Source organism: Paenibacillus sp. FSL L8-0502, assembly GCF_038593055.1.
In the GTDB taxonomy this organism is placed as follows: Bacteria; Bacillota; Bacilli; order Paenibacillales; family Paenibacillaceae; genus Paenibacillus; species Paenibacillus polymyxa_D.
Genome location: NZ_CP151958.1, coordinates 5,207,242 through 5,223,254 on the forward strand (window position 1 = coordinate 5,207,242; position 16,013 = coordinate 5,223,254).

The 16,013-nt window shown below is 43.0% G+C and carries 18 protein-coding genes; all 18 read right to left on the reverse strand.

Annotated elements, in window-relative coordinates:
• Positions 1–30 precede the first annotated feature (30 nt).
• The 18 genes from NSQ57_RS22730 to NSQ57_RS22815 all read right to left on the reverse strand — a co-directional run bounded on the left by NSQ57_RS22730 (position 31) and on the right by NSQ57_RS22815 (position 15,983).
• Positions 31–375 (reverse strand): hypothetical protein, encoded by a 345-nt coding sequence (locus tag NSQ57_RS22730; protein WP_342425338.1) that lies wholly within the window; start codon positions 373–375, stop codon positions 31–33.
• Entirely contained in the window at positions 375–758 is a 384-nt protein-coding gene (fliS, locus tag NSQ57_RS22735; RefSeq protein WP_339201040.1) for a flagellar export chaperone FliS, read from the reverse strand. The genes NSQ57_RS22730 and fliS overlap by 1 nt, the downstream gene beginning before the upstream one ends.
• 14 nt (positions 759–772) lie before the next feature.
• The gene (fliD, locus tag NSQ57_RS22740) at positions 773–2,245 is read right to left on the reverse strand and encodes a flagellar filament capping protein FliD (protein ID WP_342425339.1); all 1,473 of its coding nucleotides are present in this window, start codon (positions 2,243–2,245) and stop codon (positions 773–775) included.
• Positions 2,246–2,257: 12 nt separating this feature from the next.
• Positions 2,258–2,635, reverse strand: a complete 378-nt coding sequence (locus NSQ57_RS22745; RefSeq protein ID WP_342425340.1) for a flagellar protein FlaG — start codon at positions 2,633–2,635, stop codon at positions 2,258–2,260.
• 169 nt (positions 2,636–2,804) lie between these two features.
• The gene (locus NSQ57_RS22750) at positions 2,805–3,578 is read right to left on the reverse strand and encodes a flagellin (protein WP_342425341.1); all 774 of its coding nucleotides are present in this window, start codon (positions 3,576–3,578) and stop codon (positions 2,805–2,807) included.
• Positions 3,579–3,966: 388 nt separating this feature from the next.
• Entirely contained in the window at positions 3,967–4,203 is a 237-nt protein-coding gene (csrA, locus tag NSQ57_RS22755; protein WP_025719131.1) for a carbon storage regulator CsrA, read from the reverse strand.
• A complete protein-coding gene (locus NSQ57_RS22760; protein WP_254328274.1) occupies positions 4,203–4,649 on the reverse strand; it encodes a flagellar assembly protein FliW in 447 nt (148 codons plus the stop codon). Before NSQ57_RS22760 ends, csrA begins: the two co-directional genes overlap by 1 nt.
• 83 nt (positions 4,650–4,732) lie before the next feature.
• A complete protein-coding gene (flgL, locus tag NSQ57_RS22765; protein ID WP_342425342.1) occupies positions 4,733–5,641 on the reverse strand; it encodes a flagellar hook-associated protein FlgL in 909 nt (302 codons plus the stop codon).
• A 24-nt stretch (positions 5,642–5,665) separates the two neighbouring features.
• Entirely contained in the window at positions 5,666–7,246 is a 1,581-nt protein-coding gene (gene flgK / locus NSQ57_RS22770) for a flagellar hook-associated protein FlgK (RefSeq protein ID WP_039271501.1), read from the reverse strand.
• A gap of 15 nt (positions 7,247–7,261) precedes the next feature.
• On the reverse strand, positions 7,262–7,762 hold the full coding sequence (locus NSQ57_RS22775; RefSeq protein WP_039271503.1) for a flagellar protein FlgN: 501 nt from the start codon (positions 7,760–7,762) through the stop codon (positions 7,262–7,264).
• 10 nt (positions 7,763–7,772) lie between these two features.
• The gene (gene flgM, locus NSQ57_RS22780; protein WP_342425343.1) at positions 7,773–8,048 is read right to left on the reverse strand and encodes a flagellar biosynthesis anti-sigma factor FlgM; all 276 of its coding nucleotides are present in this window, start codon (positions 8,046–8,048) and stop codon (positions 7,773–7,775) included.
• A 195-nt stretch (positions 8,049–8,243) separates the two neighbouring features.
• Positions 8,244–8,654 (reverse strand): TIGR03826 family flagellar region protein, encoded by a 411-nt coding sequence (locus NSQ57_RS22785; RefSeq protein WP_039271507.1) that lies wholly within the window; start codon positions 8,652–8,654, stop codon positions 8,244–8,246.
• 747 nt (positions 8,655–9,401) lie between these two features.
• Positions 9,402–9,869: a LysM peptidoglycan-binding domain-containing protein gene (locus NSQ57_RS22790; RefSeq protein ID WP_318627928.1), complete on the reverse strand. Its 468-nt coding sequence runs from the start codon at positions 9,867–9,869 to the stop codon at positions 9,402–9,404.
• A gap of 384 nt (positions 9,870–10,253) precedes the next feature.
• Complete coding sequence (locus NSQ57_RS22795; RefSeq protein ID WP_342425344.1) at positions 10,254–11,081, reverse strand: ComF family protein; 828 nt, start codon at positions 11,079–11,081, stop codon at positions 10,254–10,256.
• A gap of 86 nt (positions 11,082–11,167) precedes the next feature.
• Positions 11,168–13,285: a helicase-related protein gene (locus NSQ57_RS22800; RefSeq protein WP_342425345.1), complete on the reverse strand. Its 2,118-nt coding sequence runs from the start codon at positions 13,283–13,285 to the stop codon at positions 11,168–11,170.
• Between the two features lie 200 nt (positions 13,286–13,485).
• Positions 13,486–13,926 carry a hypothetical protein gene (locus NSQ57_RS22805; protein WP_039271515.1) on the reverse strand — a complete coding sequence of 147 codons (441 nt, stop codon included), beginning with the start codon at positions 13,924–13,926 and terminating at the stop codon, positions 13,486–13,488.
• A gap of 169 nt (positions 13,927–14,095) precedes the next feature.
• The gene (locus NSQ57_RS22810; protein ID WP_340886602.1) at positions 14,096–14,818 is read right to left on the reverse strand and encodes a response regulator transcription factor; all 723 of its coding nucleotides are present in this window, start codon (positions 14,816–14,818) and stop codon (positions 14,096–14,098) included.
• A gap of 4 nt (positions 14,819–14,822) precedes the next feature.
• On the reverse strand, positions 14,823–15,983 hold the full coding sequence (locus NSQ57_RS22815) for a sensor histidine kinase (protein ID WP_013312293.1): 1,161 nt from the start codon (positions 15,981–15,983) through the stop codon (positions 14,823–14,825).
• Between the last annotated feature and the right edge of the window lie 30 nt (positions 15,984–16,013).

A 16,013-nucleotide genomic window follows, 5' to 3' on the forward strand; every position in this document is an offset into this window, starting at 1 on the left:
CGAATAGGGGTACGCTTCATAAAACATTTTTCACTTGCGATGATCAATAAACAAGCTGTCTACAGAATAAGCTTGCTGGTATGCATGCTGCTGCACACGAATGGCTCCGCGTTTCTCCATCCAGTAGCCAGCTTCATCCTTTAGTGCATGCATACGCTGCAAAATTACGGAATCGTTACTTAGTATGTCACGAATTTTCTGCTTATCATTTTCCGTTAACGATGGTTGATAGGGCTGCATCTGTTCTACAATGCGTTGCCTTTGATCTGTAAACTGTTCAAACTCTTCCTCACTTATATTCAGAAGGTTAGATAGCACTGCTTCTGTCCTATGTTGCAGCTCTTCAAGGAGTACTTGCATATTAGGATCTGCCATCACACACTACCAACTACACCAGGCATTTTCGCAGCTTCCAACCAAGCTTCCCGTAGGTCAGTCAAATGTTCCAGCACCTCTTGTGCCGGAGCGGCTATTTTGTGGACATTCGCCTCGATCAATTCATGCAGCATATATTCATACAATCGCAATAAGTCATGGGATATTGGATATTCAAAATTCAACGCAGATATCAACTCGTGTACAATAGCTTGCGCTTTACACAAATTATTATTTGCCTTCTCATTATCCTTATTCTCTATCCCCTCAATTCCCGCACGAAGGAAACGAATAGCCCCATCGTACAGCATAATTAGCAGTTTAGGCTTGGAAGCAGTTTGCGCTTGAGTCTGCCGGTATTTCTGATAGGGTGTATTGATCAATTATAAAACCTCCTTTATGACGACATGCCTGTAAGACTCGAAGATGTACTATTATACTTGCTGATTGCCGTTTCCATCGTAGTGAATTTTTTGTAATAGTTAGTTTCAATCATTGTTAGACGGCTAGTCATGTCACTAATTCGACGATCCAGACTCGATAATTGCTCTCCCATTGTGCTCGTAGTAAGAAATGAAGATGTTAGATCCTTACTTACTTTTGAAGTACCAGCTGTATCGGCCATTCTCTGAAGTGAGGCATTCGAAATCTTTTTAAGTTTAGCAAGAACACCATCTTGTTGTGTATATTTATTTGATAATAGGGTACTTGGGTCCTGTTTCCCGAAAAAATTCGCGACAACATCTGGATCCTTTTCAACCGCTGCACGCAACTTGTCTGCATCCAAAATAAGTTTGCCTTTAGTATCATACGTACCCGTAGTGATCCCAAGCTCAGACATCATTAAGGGCATATTCTTACCATTTGCATCAACTCTGCCGATGTCTACACCTTGAATCATAGCACTACGCATTTCAGATAATGTATCCTGCAGGATAGGATCGTTTCTAAGCATGCCACTCTTGGCCTTGGTTGTCCAGAGCTTGGCTTCATCATCACTCATAGCAGCTCTTTGTTCCGTCGTAAGCGGAGCGTATTTTTTATATCTCTCCTCACCAACCTTGCCATTGAGTGTAGCGAGAACATCATTATATGCATCGACAAAGCTTTGAATATTTTCGACAATCTTATCGGTATCTTTGGTTGCTTCGATTCTTGTCGCAGCACCACCGGCTGCCTTCAGCGTAATATCAATGCCATTAATGGTAAAATTATTTGATGACTTTTTGACTTCAAGTCCATTCACCTTTAGCACAGCATCGGTTCCGTTTGTTGAAGATAATTTAAATTCATTACTAATTTGAGAATCAATATTAAATGTTTGCGAGCCTGTGGTCTTACTAGTTAATGACAAACCAGATTTGGGATCGTACAGGGCAGTTACTCCTGTCTTGCTGTTATCATTAATTTTTTTGACAAACGACTCAATCGTTTCGTTTGCATCCACATCAATGGTGGCCCCACCAACCTGAACCGTACGAGCTACCCCATCGGCAAAGGCAAGCTCAGTACTTGCCTTTTCAGACCATGAACTGTCTGAGACAGATCTTGCGGCAGTAGCGAGATTGGTTACTGAGATATCCAATACTCCACTGGCAGACGATGAAGCCGATGCAGACAAGGCATCACTATTGCCCGATACTGTTACTTTCTGCGGATTCATTGAAGCAGTACGGCTTAATGTCGTCAGTTTATCTTGTAGAAATGAAACAATTTTAGTACTGGACTCACGATAGTTTTCTCGTTTCCATTCCATTAGCTGCTTTTGTTGAGTCAGCTTATCGAGAGGTACACGCTTAGCAGTCATCAGTTTTTTAACCATTGCATCAACATCCATGCCTGAAGCAAGCCCACTTATTCTAGTTACCATGGTTATATCCCCCTATACTTTTTTATCGATAATAATCCCTGCAATTTCCATCATTCTAGCCGCTATATCTAAAATTTTTTCGGGAGGTACCTCACGGATCAGATCGCCGGTTTCCTTATTCATCACTTTTATCATGATTGCATGTGTCTTTTCATGCACAGAGATCTCAAACATCTTCTGCGGACCTTGTATAGCATCAATTACTTTCTGTAACTCCAACACTGCTTCTTCATGTGTCGGTTGCTTCTGACCAGCACCACCTCTATTGAGGACAGCATCTTGTGCAGCAGCATAATTTGTTTTGATATCTGAAGGGGCTTCCCGTTTTATTCCTGCTGATGACTGAACCGGCAACAGATTCCCGGTGCTAGGGGGGATCATCGAGTCCATAGAATAACCTCCATTAGTAGTTTTTCACACATAAAACCGTTCTATATTTGAAAAGCCAATACATTATATATCGGTAAAAGCGTGTAATTATTTATGAAAAAACTAAAATAAAACAAAAAAAAGATCCTGCAAAAGCAGGATCTTTTTTTGTAACGGCTGTCGTTTAAAATTAACGCAGCAACGACAGTACGCCTTGTGGCGCGGAGTTTGCTTGTGACAACATGGATTGCGAAGCTTGCAGCAAGATGTTGTTTTTGGACAGAGCAACCATTTCTTTTGCCATGTCAGTATCACGAATACGGGATTCGGAAGCTGTCAGGTTTTCTACAGTTGTGCCCAAGTTGTTGGAAGTGTATTCCAGACGGTTTTGCATAGCACCAAGGTTCGCACGTTGCTTAGCAACTGCTTCAATTGCAGCTGTTGTAGCAGAAAGTTTTACATCAGATTTGAGGCCACGGAAACCAGCGGAACTGATACCTTTAATAGTAATAGTAAAGAGACTATCATCGGCTTGAATTTTCACACCTGTTCCGCCAGAAATAGCGATACCATTGAATTTAGTGTTGGAAAGAATTGCATCAATTTGTTGACCCAATTGACCAAGTTCTGCTTTGATGTTGGACTTATCGCCAGTACTGTAAGTATCATTGGATTGTTGAACGCTCAATTCTTTCATACGAGTCAGCATGGACGATACTTCGTTCATTGCACCCTCAGCTGTTTGTGCGAAAGAGATACCGTCTTGAACGTTACGTTGTGCTTGTTCCAGACCACGGATTTGACCGCGCATTTTTTCGGAAATGGAGAGACCCGCAGCATCGTCAGCTGCACGGTTGATACGCAGACCTGAAGACAATTTCTCCATGTTTTTGCTTGCTGCCGTGTTGTTCAATTGCATGTTACGGTGTGTATTTACTGCCGGTAAGTTGTGATTGATAATCATTTTAATTTCCTCCCTGAAATGGTTTAATTCCCACGTCCTTGTGGTATAAGCGTCTTCACAGGTCGGCCGCCCTGAAGAATTACCGCTCTAAAATATATATCGACCCTAAGACTAGAATTGTTTATAGCATTCCAGATTTTTTTTGAAATATTTTCTTAGAAGTCTACGACTCGGTTATTTCGATTAAAAGTCAACATCTCTATAATGATGACCTTGCCCAAATCCGAACTGTCTACACCTGACTTAAGCCATTAAACAATCACCCAGGTGATAAATGTGGAATACAAGATTATATCAAGCACTGTTTCCAGATGAATAAACGTAAAATTGAAGGCCGACACTTTACTCGTGTCGGCCTTTCTCAATGAAAGTGTACTACTATTATTGTTTAATCAGACTTTCTCTTATCCATTTCCAACATTGCATTTTGAATAGCATTCGAATCCATAACAGCAATTTGATTATTTTGCTGAATAGCATCAAAGACTTCTTTTCGGTAAATATCGATATCCTTGGGGGCAGAAATACCGATTTTCACAGTATCTCCTTCAACAGAAAGAACTGTAATGACGATATCATTCTGAATTACAATAGATTCACCCTTTTTACGTGTTAATACCAGCATTAGGACTCACCGCCTTTGCTGGACTCTATTTCATTCCACAAGGGATGCTTAATTGTATAGTTCGTATTTTGCAAAACAATTTGCTTTCCCGTCTGCTGTTCAATGTTAAAAATTAAAGGCGCAAGCAAATTAACTGTTGTTTTGGATTGATCACTGTTCCATGTACAAATACATCGTACTGATATCTGTTCCTGACTTGTAATCCCAATATCCTCTAGAGCATCATCAGATAACTCAAATTCATAATCTTCAAAGAAATCAAATGGATTTACGGTGATAAAAATAGTAGCTGGCTGTTCTACTGCACTGAAAAGACTAAATAATTCATTATGCTCCTGTAGCTGAAATTCCCGAAGTTGTTCAAATCCTGGTATTCCTTTCGGAAACACATAAAGACTAGTATTTTCATCTCGGTTCTCTTCATCTAATCTCTGTTCTGGGGTCATAAGTAACTCCTCCTATAAATAGTAACAAAAAAGCTACGGACCACTCGTCCATAGCTTCAAATCACAAATGTCAAAGATAAAAATCAGCTCATAAAGTCCATCAAAGATGGCTGCATGATCTTAGCAGATGATTTTAGGGCAGCTTCATAAATGGTTTGGGCAGATGTAGCCTGAATCATCAAACTAGCAACATCCGCATCTTCCGTTTTAGCTTGAAGTGTCGTCAAATTCAAATTTCGCTCTTCCAAACGGGATTGTATCAGTTCAACCCGATTCGTACGCGCTCCCACTTCAGACAAACTTGTCTGCATTTTAGTAAAGCGGGATTCAATACTTGTAAGTTGACTCGATATTGCTGTACTATTTCCGCTGCTTAGTGCAGAAGATATAGCATCCATGACCTTAAAAACATTATCAGCATCTGTCGATTTCCCAAAAAAATCGCTACCGGACGTATTTACCCGAAATGCGTCTTGGTCTCCAACTGCATAGCTAACAGCGGCTTGATCCGGATTAATCTGATCATAACTTGTTACCGTAGCAGATAGCTGATACGGCGCCTGATCATAATTTTGTCCATTAAAAACATACTTCCCACGAAGCTGGCTGTTACCAATATTCATCATTTGTTCTTTTAACTGATCAACTTCCAGTTTAATTGAATCCAAGCCGGATTGAGGAAGGGTTTCACTTGAAGCTTGAACTGTCAGCTCTTTAAGACGCTTCATTACATCACTGGCTTGTTGCATGGTTGTATCAGTGAAATCTAACCAGCTAACAGCTGCATCTGAGTTTGTCTTATATTGTTCATTAGAAGCCAACTCGGCTCTGTACCGTAGCGCATAAGTTACCCCTACTGGATCATCTGAAGGCTTATTCAACTTACGACCAGTCGAAATCTGATTCTCCATTTTACCCATATTATTATTATTTCGATTCAGGTTACTGAGCAGTTGCATATTAGTCATCCCTGAAGTCACTCGAATTGGCATGGCTTACTCCACCTTCTCATTATACTAGAGACCTACGCGACCTGTACCATTAATCAGCTTTTCCAACAGTTGATCAAAAGTTGTCATGAACCGGGAAGCTGCACTGTAAGCATGTTGAAACTTGATCATGTTTGACATTTCTTCATCCAGTGATACCCCGCTGACAGATTGGCGGTTCAAGTCCACTTGCTCGGTCAACAACTGTGCATTCTGCGATTGTCGCTCTGCTTCCTGAGTTTGAACACCTAATTGCCCAACAATTGCACTGAAGAAGTCATCTACAGTGGTGGTTTGCGCTTGAGTTGTATTAAAACCAAACTTTACATTTTTCAGGCTCGCCATAGACAATGCCAATGCATTGTTACCTACGGTCACCTTCTCATTGGCCGTTCCCGTTCCATCTACACGCAAAGAACTGGCAATTTTGTTTGGATCGTCTTGAATATCCTTATTCAACGTAATGTTACCTGCTGTAATAGCAGCTCCATCTTTGGAGGTAAAGAACGCCCCGCCCTTTTGTGGTGTCGTACCACTAAGTGTGTATCCCAACTGATGGAGTCCATTAATTCCTTGTACGGTTACTTTCAAATCCGCGGTCAAGGTTCTGTTGTTATTCGCATTTGAGTAAGTAACCGCTGCATTGTTGACACCTGAATTCAATACCGTCCCCTCAGGTAGAACTGTACCTGCAGGTAAAGTAATTTCAATGTTACCATTTGCCAATGTATTAGCTAACTGGTCCATCTGGGTTTTGTAATCTGCTACATATTTATCTCTGGATAAAATCATACCGTACACTTCGCCACCAGTTAACGCTCCACCTTGATATGCAGCCTCAAGGCCAGCCGCCGTAATAGCAGTTACCTCTGTGCCAGCTACAGCTATCTGTCCTGCCACCGTTACCTGATAACCGTTATCCAGTTGAGTTACCTGCACATTCGCAAGCTTGGACAACTTATCAATTGCATAATCCCGCTGATCCCGCAAGTCATTTGGATTATCCCCAAGCTGTTCTAATTTATAAATGTTGCCATTCAAATCCGCTACAGACTGCAACAACGAATTCATCTCAGATGTTTTTAATGTAACGTTATTAGTCAAATCAGAACTGAGTGCATCCAGTTGCTTACTAGCCTGGTTCATCGCATCTGTCAGAGCAAGTGTAGTCTCTTTTACAATTTTGCGATTCGTGACATCCTGGGGGTCTTGGCTCAGATCGGACCATGAATCCCAAAAATTATCCATGACCTTACGGATACCTGTATCGGAAGGCTCATTCATGATGGTCTCGAGCTTGTTCAGTGTGTCATAACGGATGTCCCATCCACCTTGAGAAGAACTTTCATTACGATACTGATCGTCGAGGAACGTCTGACGAACACGCTCAATAGCAGTGAATTCAACCCCTGTACCCATTTGACCTCGTACAACGGAACGGTTCAAACCATAGGCTTCCATAGATTCCGAGGCCTTCATACTAACCACTTGTCTGGAGTAACCAGCTGTGTTGGCATTCGAGATATTGTGTCCGGTTGTATTTAATGCAGCTGTTTGTGTGTTTAAGCTTCTTTTCGCTGTTTCTATACCATGAAATGTTGAGACCATGTTTTCCTCCTTCAATTAGGCGCGTGTATCAAATAGTCCCGCCCGTACTGATGACGTGCTCTTATCAGCTGGACGCTGATAAACCGCTTCAGATTCCGCATAATATGACATACTCTCAATAGAAAAATCAATATAGGAAAGCGCCTGTTGTATAAGCTGTTGATTCAACTCATTTAAATTTTTCAATTCTTCAAGCGTATCCGCTAGATTTTTTTGAATGTGAAGGAGGCGCTGCTTATCTTCTACATCAAACACAAGACGAGACAACTCCGTAATATTGAGATTCAACTTGGACTTAATACCACGTTCCTGCAAAAATTCATATGCTGCCTGCAGGCGTCGTTCATCCAGCTGTTCAATGTGTCTGGACATCTTCGATTCCTGATTCATGACTAGAATGAGCTGATCTACCTTATTTGATATCAGTGCTTCTTTTTTTTGAGTTCCTAATGCAATCAACTGCTCGTGAGCCTCTCTAAGCTGCTCCAGCACATCAATCAATCGCTCTAAAGGCATAATCTTTCACCTAGCTTTCGGAAGACTGCTTGAAGTAAGGTAACAGCTTCTCTGCAATTTTATCGGCATCTACACGATAGGTTCCAGAAGCTACTTGTTGCTTAAGCTCCTGGATTTTCTTAACGCGATTTGCATCACTGCTGCGGTTCAGCATTTCCATCGCTTCTGGAGAAATCGAAACCTCATCCTTGCGGCGAGACTTCTTAAGCTCCTCTTGACGCCCTGTTTCAATATTTCGTTGGTATGGATTAATAGCTCCGATGCGGTTGGTCTCGTTAATTTTCATAACTTCCACCTTCCTTAGTTATTTGATATGGTCAGAATGTATCAGACGACATAGCGTCGAACATGGTTCGTATTATGCCTCACTTCTTTATTTTGTGCATGGTTGCTAAAATAAAAAAACCGATAAGCTCTATAAAGATTATCGGCGGTATTTGAAACTTTTTGAATAGCTGAATGTGTTTTTAATTCCCCTGTACTACTTTCCACGAAGTTTATCAATCGCGCTGTAGGTACCTGAGCCCATATTATTACTTTGATCCTGATTACTACTTTCGCGTACAGCCTGATGCAGGTCTTTAGTCAGACGTGTTCGACAAGAATCGCACATATGCCCTTCACGAATCGGTATCCCGCATACCTCGCAAGGATACGTCATATTGGGCGCATTAGCAATGGAAATACGTCCCTCGCGTATAAATGTCGTGATTTGCTTTACGGATACCTCAGTAGCCTCCGAAAGCTCATGCATATGAATGCCCTTATTCTCACGTATATGTTTGACACAGCGTTCGTATTCAATTTCAATTTCTTTAATACAGTTCTGGCAGATTCCCCTGACGTTCATAATAAACAGCTTTCCACATCGAGGACAGTTATCCAAATTCATCCTCTGTAGCGCCCCTTTCCAATTTCCGATCTTTAAAATACTTTTATCCTTACATTACCTTATAATGAAGAGCCTCGTCTAGCAAATATTTCAAAAAGAGATTTTCAGATTTTACACAATTGCACATCTTATAAGTTATCATATTAAAAGTATAAGAGAGAATGACCCATCAGCAAAAGTCTCTCTACATCTATATGCATCAATATGCAATGACATAAAAATAAAGAAAGCCCATGAAAGCTAATAACTCAGTCTAGTGTCTGTGTCTATTTATCGTCAAACATTGCTCCGTACTTTAGATAGAAAATAAAATAAGCGCCATTCCAGTTATTTTCGGGAATAGCGCTTCATTATACAATTAAAATAGCTGTATGAATATGAGTAAATGTAGAAATTAATTATCAAGATGAGGGAAAAACCGGGCGAAACAATCCTCAGAAGAATTCATGTTCACCTGTGCCCCGAATGACATCAAGAAAGTCCTGTAAATCCGGGGGAACGGCGCCCATACGAATGCTCCGCACATGGAGTGTGGGTATTCATAAATCTCATGGACCTAACATCATCTCAACTTATAACCTATCTGAAATCAAGCTAGATGCACCAGTGGAAATTTGCAACCCAAAAAAACAAGCTATTTCACAAATAATTATTCAAAAAAGCATTGTTTTAATAGTGGCCTTCCCGTATACTATAGTCAAACGCTTGGTTTAAAAAACATACTTCATTATACATTTATAATGATAATTATTTATTTGTTTTTGTTTGCGGTACTTGCAGTTCTTGGCCTGCTTTAACTAGGTTGTTAATTTTAACCAGTTCTTCAACAGTTACACCGTATTTTTCAGCAATAGAAGCCAGTGTGTCGCCCTCTTGAACATTTACTGTGATTGTATTTACAGTTGCTGGTGTTTCATTTGTAGTTGTTGCTGGTTTTGTGGTTGTTGCTTGATTGTTGTTCTCAGTAGCTGGTTGAGCTGGTGTTACAGTCGCTGCATTTTCAGTAGTTTCAGTTTTAAAAAACTTAGCTTCAAATGCTTTCTGTGCTGCTTCTTGCTGCTCTCTTATGAGTTGGTCTTCCAATTGCTGAATTTCGTCATCGGAGCTGGACTTCGCCATTACTTGACCTGTTGCAAGTGGACTCAACAAAGATACTGCACCTAAACTAACTGCCAACATGCTAGATACTGCTACTTTTTTCATTACGTTTTTCATGATTTATTCTCTCCTCTTTTTAACTTTAAATTTTAATTAACTGCTTTACTACTGAGCGAGACACTCCCAATGTCCGCTCTTTAGTCATTAGCTAATCACTTATTACCAATCATGTTAGCTATCAACAGATAGAAATTGTACTCCTCTTTTCCAAAAAAATCAACCTCTAAATTGAAATATTCTGTTTTCATCCCTCACTTCCTTACTTTTTGTTTGTCTCTATATTTTTTATTATATACCTCTCTCTAGCTTGTTGTCAAATCCTGCTGATTGTACGGTTTAAAAGACTTTTTGCTCTATCATTTAACCCTTCTTTCAAGAGAATTATAACCTTTTTTTCATAGTTTCAAGCGAAATTTCATGGGGAATACCAGATATTTAGACTTATGATCTTGCTAAGGTCAGGCAAAAAATAGTCAAATGTATTCCTTGCTCTAATGCCTTTTCTCTCAAAACACGTGCACACGCCTGCAATGTGCTCCCCGTTGTATAAATATCATCAACAAGCAAAACGGTAACGGAAAGCTTATTTTCTGTAACACATTGAGATTTAGCTTTTAAAATAAAAGACTTCAGCAAATTTGTCATATTGGGGGGAACAGAAAACGCATTATTCATTGTGTTCATGCGTTCCTTTTTTGATTTAAAGCTTTGTTTGCCTGTATCTTGCGGACGAGCAAGTAAAGATAGGAAGGGGAGCTTATTCCGCTTAGCAATCTCTTCTGCCAAGATCCGAGCCTGATTGAAGCCTCGCTCTGTCAGCCTCTTCTCACTTACCGGAACATAGGTCACTACATCCACACTCCACAAAGATCGCTTGAAACGAGAATGTTTAAGACCTGCAAACTCATACCTCATCGCCTGATAGGCTCGATTCATGATCTCACCCAGCAGGGAACCATACTTTTCATTCCCGCGATATTTGAACTGCCCAATCCATTCTCTCATCATTGGTGTATAGCTGGTTGCACTCCGATTGCATACATAGTAACGTACTAATCGGTCAAGCCTTATGCAATCCGGGCAAGACGTCGGACGTCCACAATAAACACAACGAATATCGCAAACCCAAGGAATTTGAAGTGAACAAGAAGTACAAATCCCGGGGAATTCGGAAAAACGACCTGTGAGAGTGCCGCAAGCCATACATGTTTGGGACTGGCGATGGAATAACCAATTCAAAAATAGACGGGTTGTTGGAATCATCCCCATATCAGAATGCACCTTTCTTGGTAGCTTACGTACCGACATTGTTTCAGGTTTCACATTTCCAAAAAAACTTTTTTTATTTAATGCATTTAGTGCTTCGTCTCCTTCAGGTATCCTCTTTTCCGAGCCAGTTCATTCATACGTTTAATCTGTCTAACTGCTCTTTTTTGACCTCGTGTCCATTGGGGGGATGTAAAAATAACAACTCCACAAGGGTCATCCTTGGACCTGCCCGCGCGACCAGCCATTTGGACAAGAGAGGCTTCATCAAAAAGACTACTGTCCGCGTCTAATACGTACACATCACTCCATGGAACAGTTACCCCTCGCTCCAAAATAGTCGTTGTAACCAGAACACGTATTTCAGAAGCTCGAAATAAGCGTACTTTAGCGGTTCTTTCTTCATCCTGTGAGGAGGTGCCCGCAATAGGTACATCAGGCAATTGTTTAATCAGCAGCTTCACAAGTCCCTGAATATGTGAGATTCGTGTCACAAACAGGAAAACCTGTGCCCCACGTTGTATGGATACGCGTAGGCGTTGAATAAAGGATGCGGGAAGCCGACCTTTTTGCAGCCATTGTTGCACTGAAGCAGTCCCCAAACGAAATGGGACAGGTAGAGGATGACGATGAAAACGAACGGGAACCTTGGCGTGTGGCAGCAGACCGCGTGCAGCCTCTTTCTGCAAGGATTGCGGTGGTGTAGCAGACAAATAGATAAACTTTCCCTTCGGCTTACATACTGCTCGTGCAGCAAAGGCAAGCATAGGATCATTGTGATAAGGAAACGCGTCAATCTCATCAATCACAACCAAATCAAAAGCTTGACGATAACGCAATAGCTGATGTGTCGTTGCCAATGTCAACTGTCCCCTTTGCCAGCGTTCTGCGCTTCCCCCATAGAGCGTCACCATGCTCACATCGGGAAAAGCAATGGCCAAACGAGGGGCTAACTCCAGTACCACGTCGCGGCGTGGTGTTGCCACAAGTGCCGTTCCTCCGTGGTCTAGCACATATTGCAAGAGCGGAAACATCATTTCCGTCTTGCCTGCGCCCGTTACGGCCCAGAGCAAAAAACGCTCTACCTTAGTACCAGGCACCTGCTGATCAGCAGCGTTGTGCCTCGCACCTTCGCCAGGTTTCGGCGAAGACTGTCTGCTACGGGCAAGGTTGCTGCCCTGCGAAGTGGCAGCATCTGATCCCCGGCACGCAACCATGTCGCGCCGGAACAACGCCCGGAGCCCACGGCCTTCCGGGCGAAAATGTCCCCGCACTCCGCCGTGCGGTGCGGCTAAAAAGCGCAGCGCCGCTTCGGCGGCGGCACGCTGCGCTGAGCTTAGCCCCCAGCGGTCGAGTTCCGTCGCCGGGGCTATGCCTGCTGTGCACGGCAGCGCGGGTTTCGCTGCACCGCGCAGCAGCAGCGAGCATTCACGGCTGCGTCCAAGTGCGAGACATGTCTCGCAGTAGGCGCACGCCTTACGGCCGCACGATGCGCAGCTCGTGCGGTGCACTATCCCGCTGCCACAACGGTTGCAGCGGAGTTCATGCGTACGCGCGGCAGACCAGCGCGTGCGAGGTGCTGGATCGAGGCCAGTAGCAAAGCTGAGTCGGCCTTGCAGATATGCAAGTTGTGCAGCGGATCGCCAAGTACGCTCCAAACCTGGCGCTGCCTCTGCCAGTAGCGCTTCGACTTCTGGAACGAGTAACTGGCGTCCTGACAACAAATTAGCCAGTTCATTCGCTTGTCGTGTTAAACACTCCCTCTCCAATCCATCCATTCCCGTGACGAGGTCCCTTTTTTGAATAGAACGTAAAACTCCCTTTGTTTCTCGTCTCTCATCCCCACTTTCTGTGCGAGAAGTCCAACCTTGTACATGATCCCAAATGCATATATTCTCTACTCTTCCAGATAAAATTCGTTCTCCGTCAAAAGGTTCAAGAGCCAGTTCACTTTTTAGCTGTGCGATAATATAAGCCCACCACTGCCGTTTCCCCCATCGCTCCATACCTACTAATTCCTTAAATGTTTCACACAGCTTTGTTCCCCAGGACAAGGGGAGCTCATCTCCTAATAACACCCACCTTTCGACAACATTCCCCTGCCCCTCATCTGGATTCATCCACCATGTCATATCTACTCGAATATCCACAGATAATCGGAGATTCCAATTCCCCTTATACCTCACTGCATATACTGCAATTTTCACCTTCCCCTTCTCCCCCCATTCATTACTTTTTGGGTTCTTATCACCCCAGAGAACAGCAAAAAAGCACACTTCTGTGGCTAATAGCCTGAAGTGTGCTTCACATCAAGTAGATCTCAACGATATCCCTATTGTCTTGCCTATACAACTGTTTATAAACATTTATATCCGATTTTGACCACGATGTCCACAATCCCCTGTCGCTAAGGAACAAGCGGGGCGTCCGCCAACGACTTGACTGTTCTAAGATCAATAACAACCTGCTTTTCACCGCCTGACTTCGGTAAAACCGGGTTCCCCGGTGAAAAACGACTTGAAATGACTGAAACATCCATATGACTATAGCGCACTAGCCGTGTCAGAATCGGTAGCGTATCGTCCATAGATTCATCATCCAGTACCGTCACATGTAGCGGCCTCCGGTGCAGCCAGGCAAGTATGTTCAACGAACGCATCACCCATTCCACACGATCTCCGTCATTGGACGTAATCACAATATAGCGAATCGCGCGATGACCTGAAGATATCGCGCATGAATCTTCGCCATTGTGATAAGCCTGAACCGCCTGTCGTATATACATAAGATGCACGACAGCGGCCCCCACACCGTATATAAGCAATATCCAAACCAAGTGAGCCGTCACGAGGGTTCCACCTCCTCCTATAGCGACAATATATGCCGTATAACAGGAAGAGGTGTCACGGTTATGTACTGGGTTTCTGTATGAGCGGACATATCGCCCGGAGTGAAAGGCGGTACAGCATTCATATCTATTAGCAGCTGCATCGTCTAATGCATGAAAAAACTACACTTTACAGCGTAACCCATCCATATTTGATTGAGTTAATAACCGCTTGTGTACGGTCATCAACCTCCATTTTTTGCAAAATACTGCTGACATGGTTTTTGACCGTTTTCTCACTAATGAATAAATATTCACCGATCATCTTGTTGCTCTTACCTTCAGCCATCAGACGCAATACTTCAGCTTCACGACGGGTCAATGGATTATTTTCACCTGCGACAAACTTCACGCCGGCTTCCTTCGTATGACCTTCAGCCATAGCCCCTGTTTCATTCAAGTAGGTCATCCGGCGGAGTTGCTGAATGAGCTTACCTGTTACCTTCGGATGGATAAACGCATAGCCTTCATGAACCGAACGAATAGCATTAATGAGGGACTCGGCCTCCATATCCTTTAACAGATAACCATTGGCTCCCTTGCGCAACGTCTCAAATACATAGCTTTCATCATCATGAATGGATAAAATGATCACTTTGACATCTGGGAACATCTCACGCAGTTTTTCGGTTGCCTCTACACCATTTTCGATTGGCATATTAATGTCCATCAGAACAATATCCGGTTTCTCTACGTTACAGAATTCCAACACTTGAATACCATCGCCACATTCTCCGATGACCTCAATGTCGTCCTCCATATTCAAAATACGTTTAAGTCCTTCACGGAACAACTGATGATCGTCCGCTAAGAGAACTTTGATGGGTGTATTGCTAATTTCCTGATTTTCCATGTTGTTACTCCTTTCCCTTTTCCACGTTGGTTGGGATATGAATCACTATCTTGGTGCCTTGATTCTCAGCTGATTCGATCTCCATTCTCCCCTCGAGCAGTTCAACCCTTTCCCGCATACCAATCAGACCAAAATGCCCATGATCTTTGCTTTTTTGCTGAAAAAGCTCTGGCTTAAAGCCCAAACCATTATCCTGCACCACGATTTTTACAAGCTGCGCCTGATAGGTAATCTCAACAAGCACATAGGTAGGATAAGCATGCTTGGCAGCATTGGTCAAAGCTTCCTGGATCAGACGGTAAATGGCTGCTTCCATCGCGGAAGAGAGACGGTGTTCCTTGCCCCTTGTTTCAAAAAGCGATCTAATCTTCGTTTTTTCTTCAAAATCCTGCACATATTTCCGGAGCGTCGGAATAAGTCCCAGGTCATCCAGGGCCATAGGACGCAAATTGAAAATGACCTTTCGCATTTCCTCAAGACTGGAGCGAACCTGTTTCTTCAAGTCTACTATTTCGTCCTGAACCATCTTAAATTCCTGCTTGGCGATCATTCTTTCTACAATTTCCGTCCTAAGCACTAGATGCGCAAGGAGCTGCGCAGGTCCATCGTGAATTTCACGAGATATGCGTTTGCGCTCCTCTTCCTGAGCCAAAATAATTTTCAGACCAATAAACTGCCGGTTTTTAGCCGATTCGATGATCCGCGTCACTTGTCCCAATTCGCCCGACAAATATTCCAGCACGACTCCCATCTGCGAACCGATGGTTTCGGCGCGCTCGACAGAAGCCTCAACACTTTTGGCCCGCTTTTGAAGATCATCTCTTCTGGCTTTGAGATACATTTCCTTCTCGCGGAAAATCATCACATCGAGTTGAAGCTGTGTTGCCTTCTCATAAGCCTGCTTGATATCCTCTTCCGAATAGCGAACGAAGTCACGGCTGACCTCAGTCAACCGAATGCGGGACCGCCGATAGTTCATTTCCAGCTGGTCCACCTTTTCGATCGTTTCTGCTGTTTCCTTCAAGACGCTCTGGAGCTCCTGATTTAACGTGACCAGCTCGGTCCGGGCCGTGTCCAATATTTCGAACATCTGATATTTGCTGTTCTCCATCACCTGGATGGCATTTTTAATGACTCGGTCTATGATATCGGCTTGAAAGTCCACAAATGTTCTACTCCAATCCTAGCATTTCAA

Excerpts from the sequence above, each read along its gene's own strand:
- NSQ57_RS22730 (WP_342425338.1), bottom strand. The coding sequence starts at position 375 with ATGGCAGATCCTAATATGCAAGTACTCCTTGAAGAGCTGCAACATAGG.
- fliD (WP_342425339.1), bottom strand. The coding sequence starts at position 2,245 with ATGGTAACTAGAATAAGTGGGCTTGCTTCAGGCATGGATGTTGATGCA.
- NSQ57_RS22745 (WP_342425340.1), bottom strand. The coding sequence starts at position 2,635 with ATGGACTCGATGATCCCCCCTAGCACCGGGAATCTGTTGCCGGTTCAG.
- NSQ57_RS22750 (WP_342425341.1), bottom strand. The coding sequence starts at position 3,578 with ATGATTATCAATCACAACTTACCGGCAGTAAATACACACCGTAACATG.
- csrA (WP_025719131.1), bottom strand. The coding sequence starts at position 4,203 with ATGCTGGTATTAACACGTAAAAAGGGTGAATCTATTGTAATTCAGAAT.
- NSQ57_RS22760 (WP_254328274.1), bottom strand. The coding sequence starts at position 4,649 with ATGACCCCAGAACAGAGATTAGATGAAGAGAACCGAGATGAAAATACT.
- flgL (WP_342425342.1), bottom strand. The coding sequence starts at position 5,641 with ATGCCAATTCGAGTGACTTCAGGGATGACTAATATGCAACTGCTCAGT.
- flgK (WP_039271501.1), bottom strand. The coding sequence starts at position 7,246 with ATGGTCTCAACATTTCATGGTATAGAAACAGCGAAAAGAAGCTTAAAC.
- NSQ57_RS22775 (WP_039271503.1), bottom strand. The coding sequence starts at position 7,762 with ATGCCTTTAGAGCGATTGATTGATGTGCTGGAGCAGCTTAGAGAGGCT.
- flgM (WP_342425343.1), bottom strand. The coding sequence starts at position 8,048 with ATGAAAATTAACGAGACCAACCGCATCGGAGCTATTAATCCATACCAA.
- NSQ57_RS22785 (WP_039271507.1), bottom strand. The coding sequence starts at position 8,654 with ATGAATTTGGATAACTGTCCTCGATGTGGAAAGCTGTTTATTATGAAC.
- NSQ57_RS22790 (WP_318627928.1), bottom strand. The coding sequence starts at position 9,869 with ATGAAAAACGTAATGAAAAAAGTAGCAGTATCTAGCATGTTGGCAGTT.
- NSQ57_RS22795 (WP_342425344.1), bottom strand. The coding sequence starts at position 11,081 with ATGGGGATGATTCCAACAACCCGTCTATTTTTGAATTGGTTATTCCAT.
- NSQ57_RS22810 (WP_340886602.1), bottom strand. The coding sequence starts at position 14,818 with ATGGAAAATCAGGAAATTAGCAATACACCCATCAAAGTTCTCTTAGCG.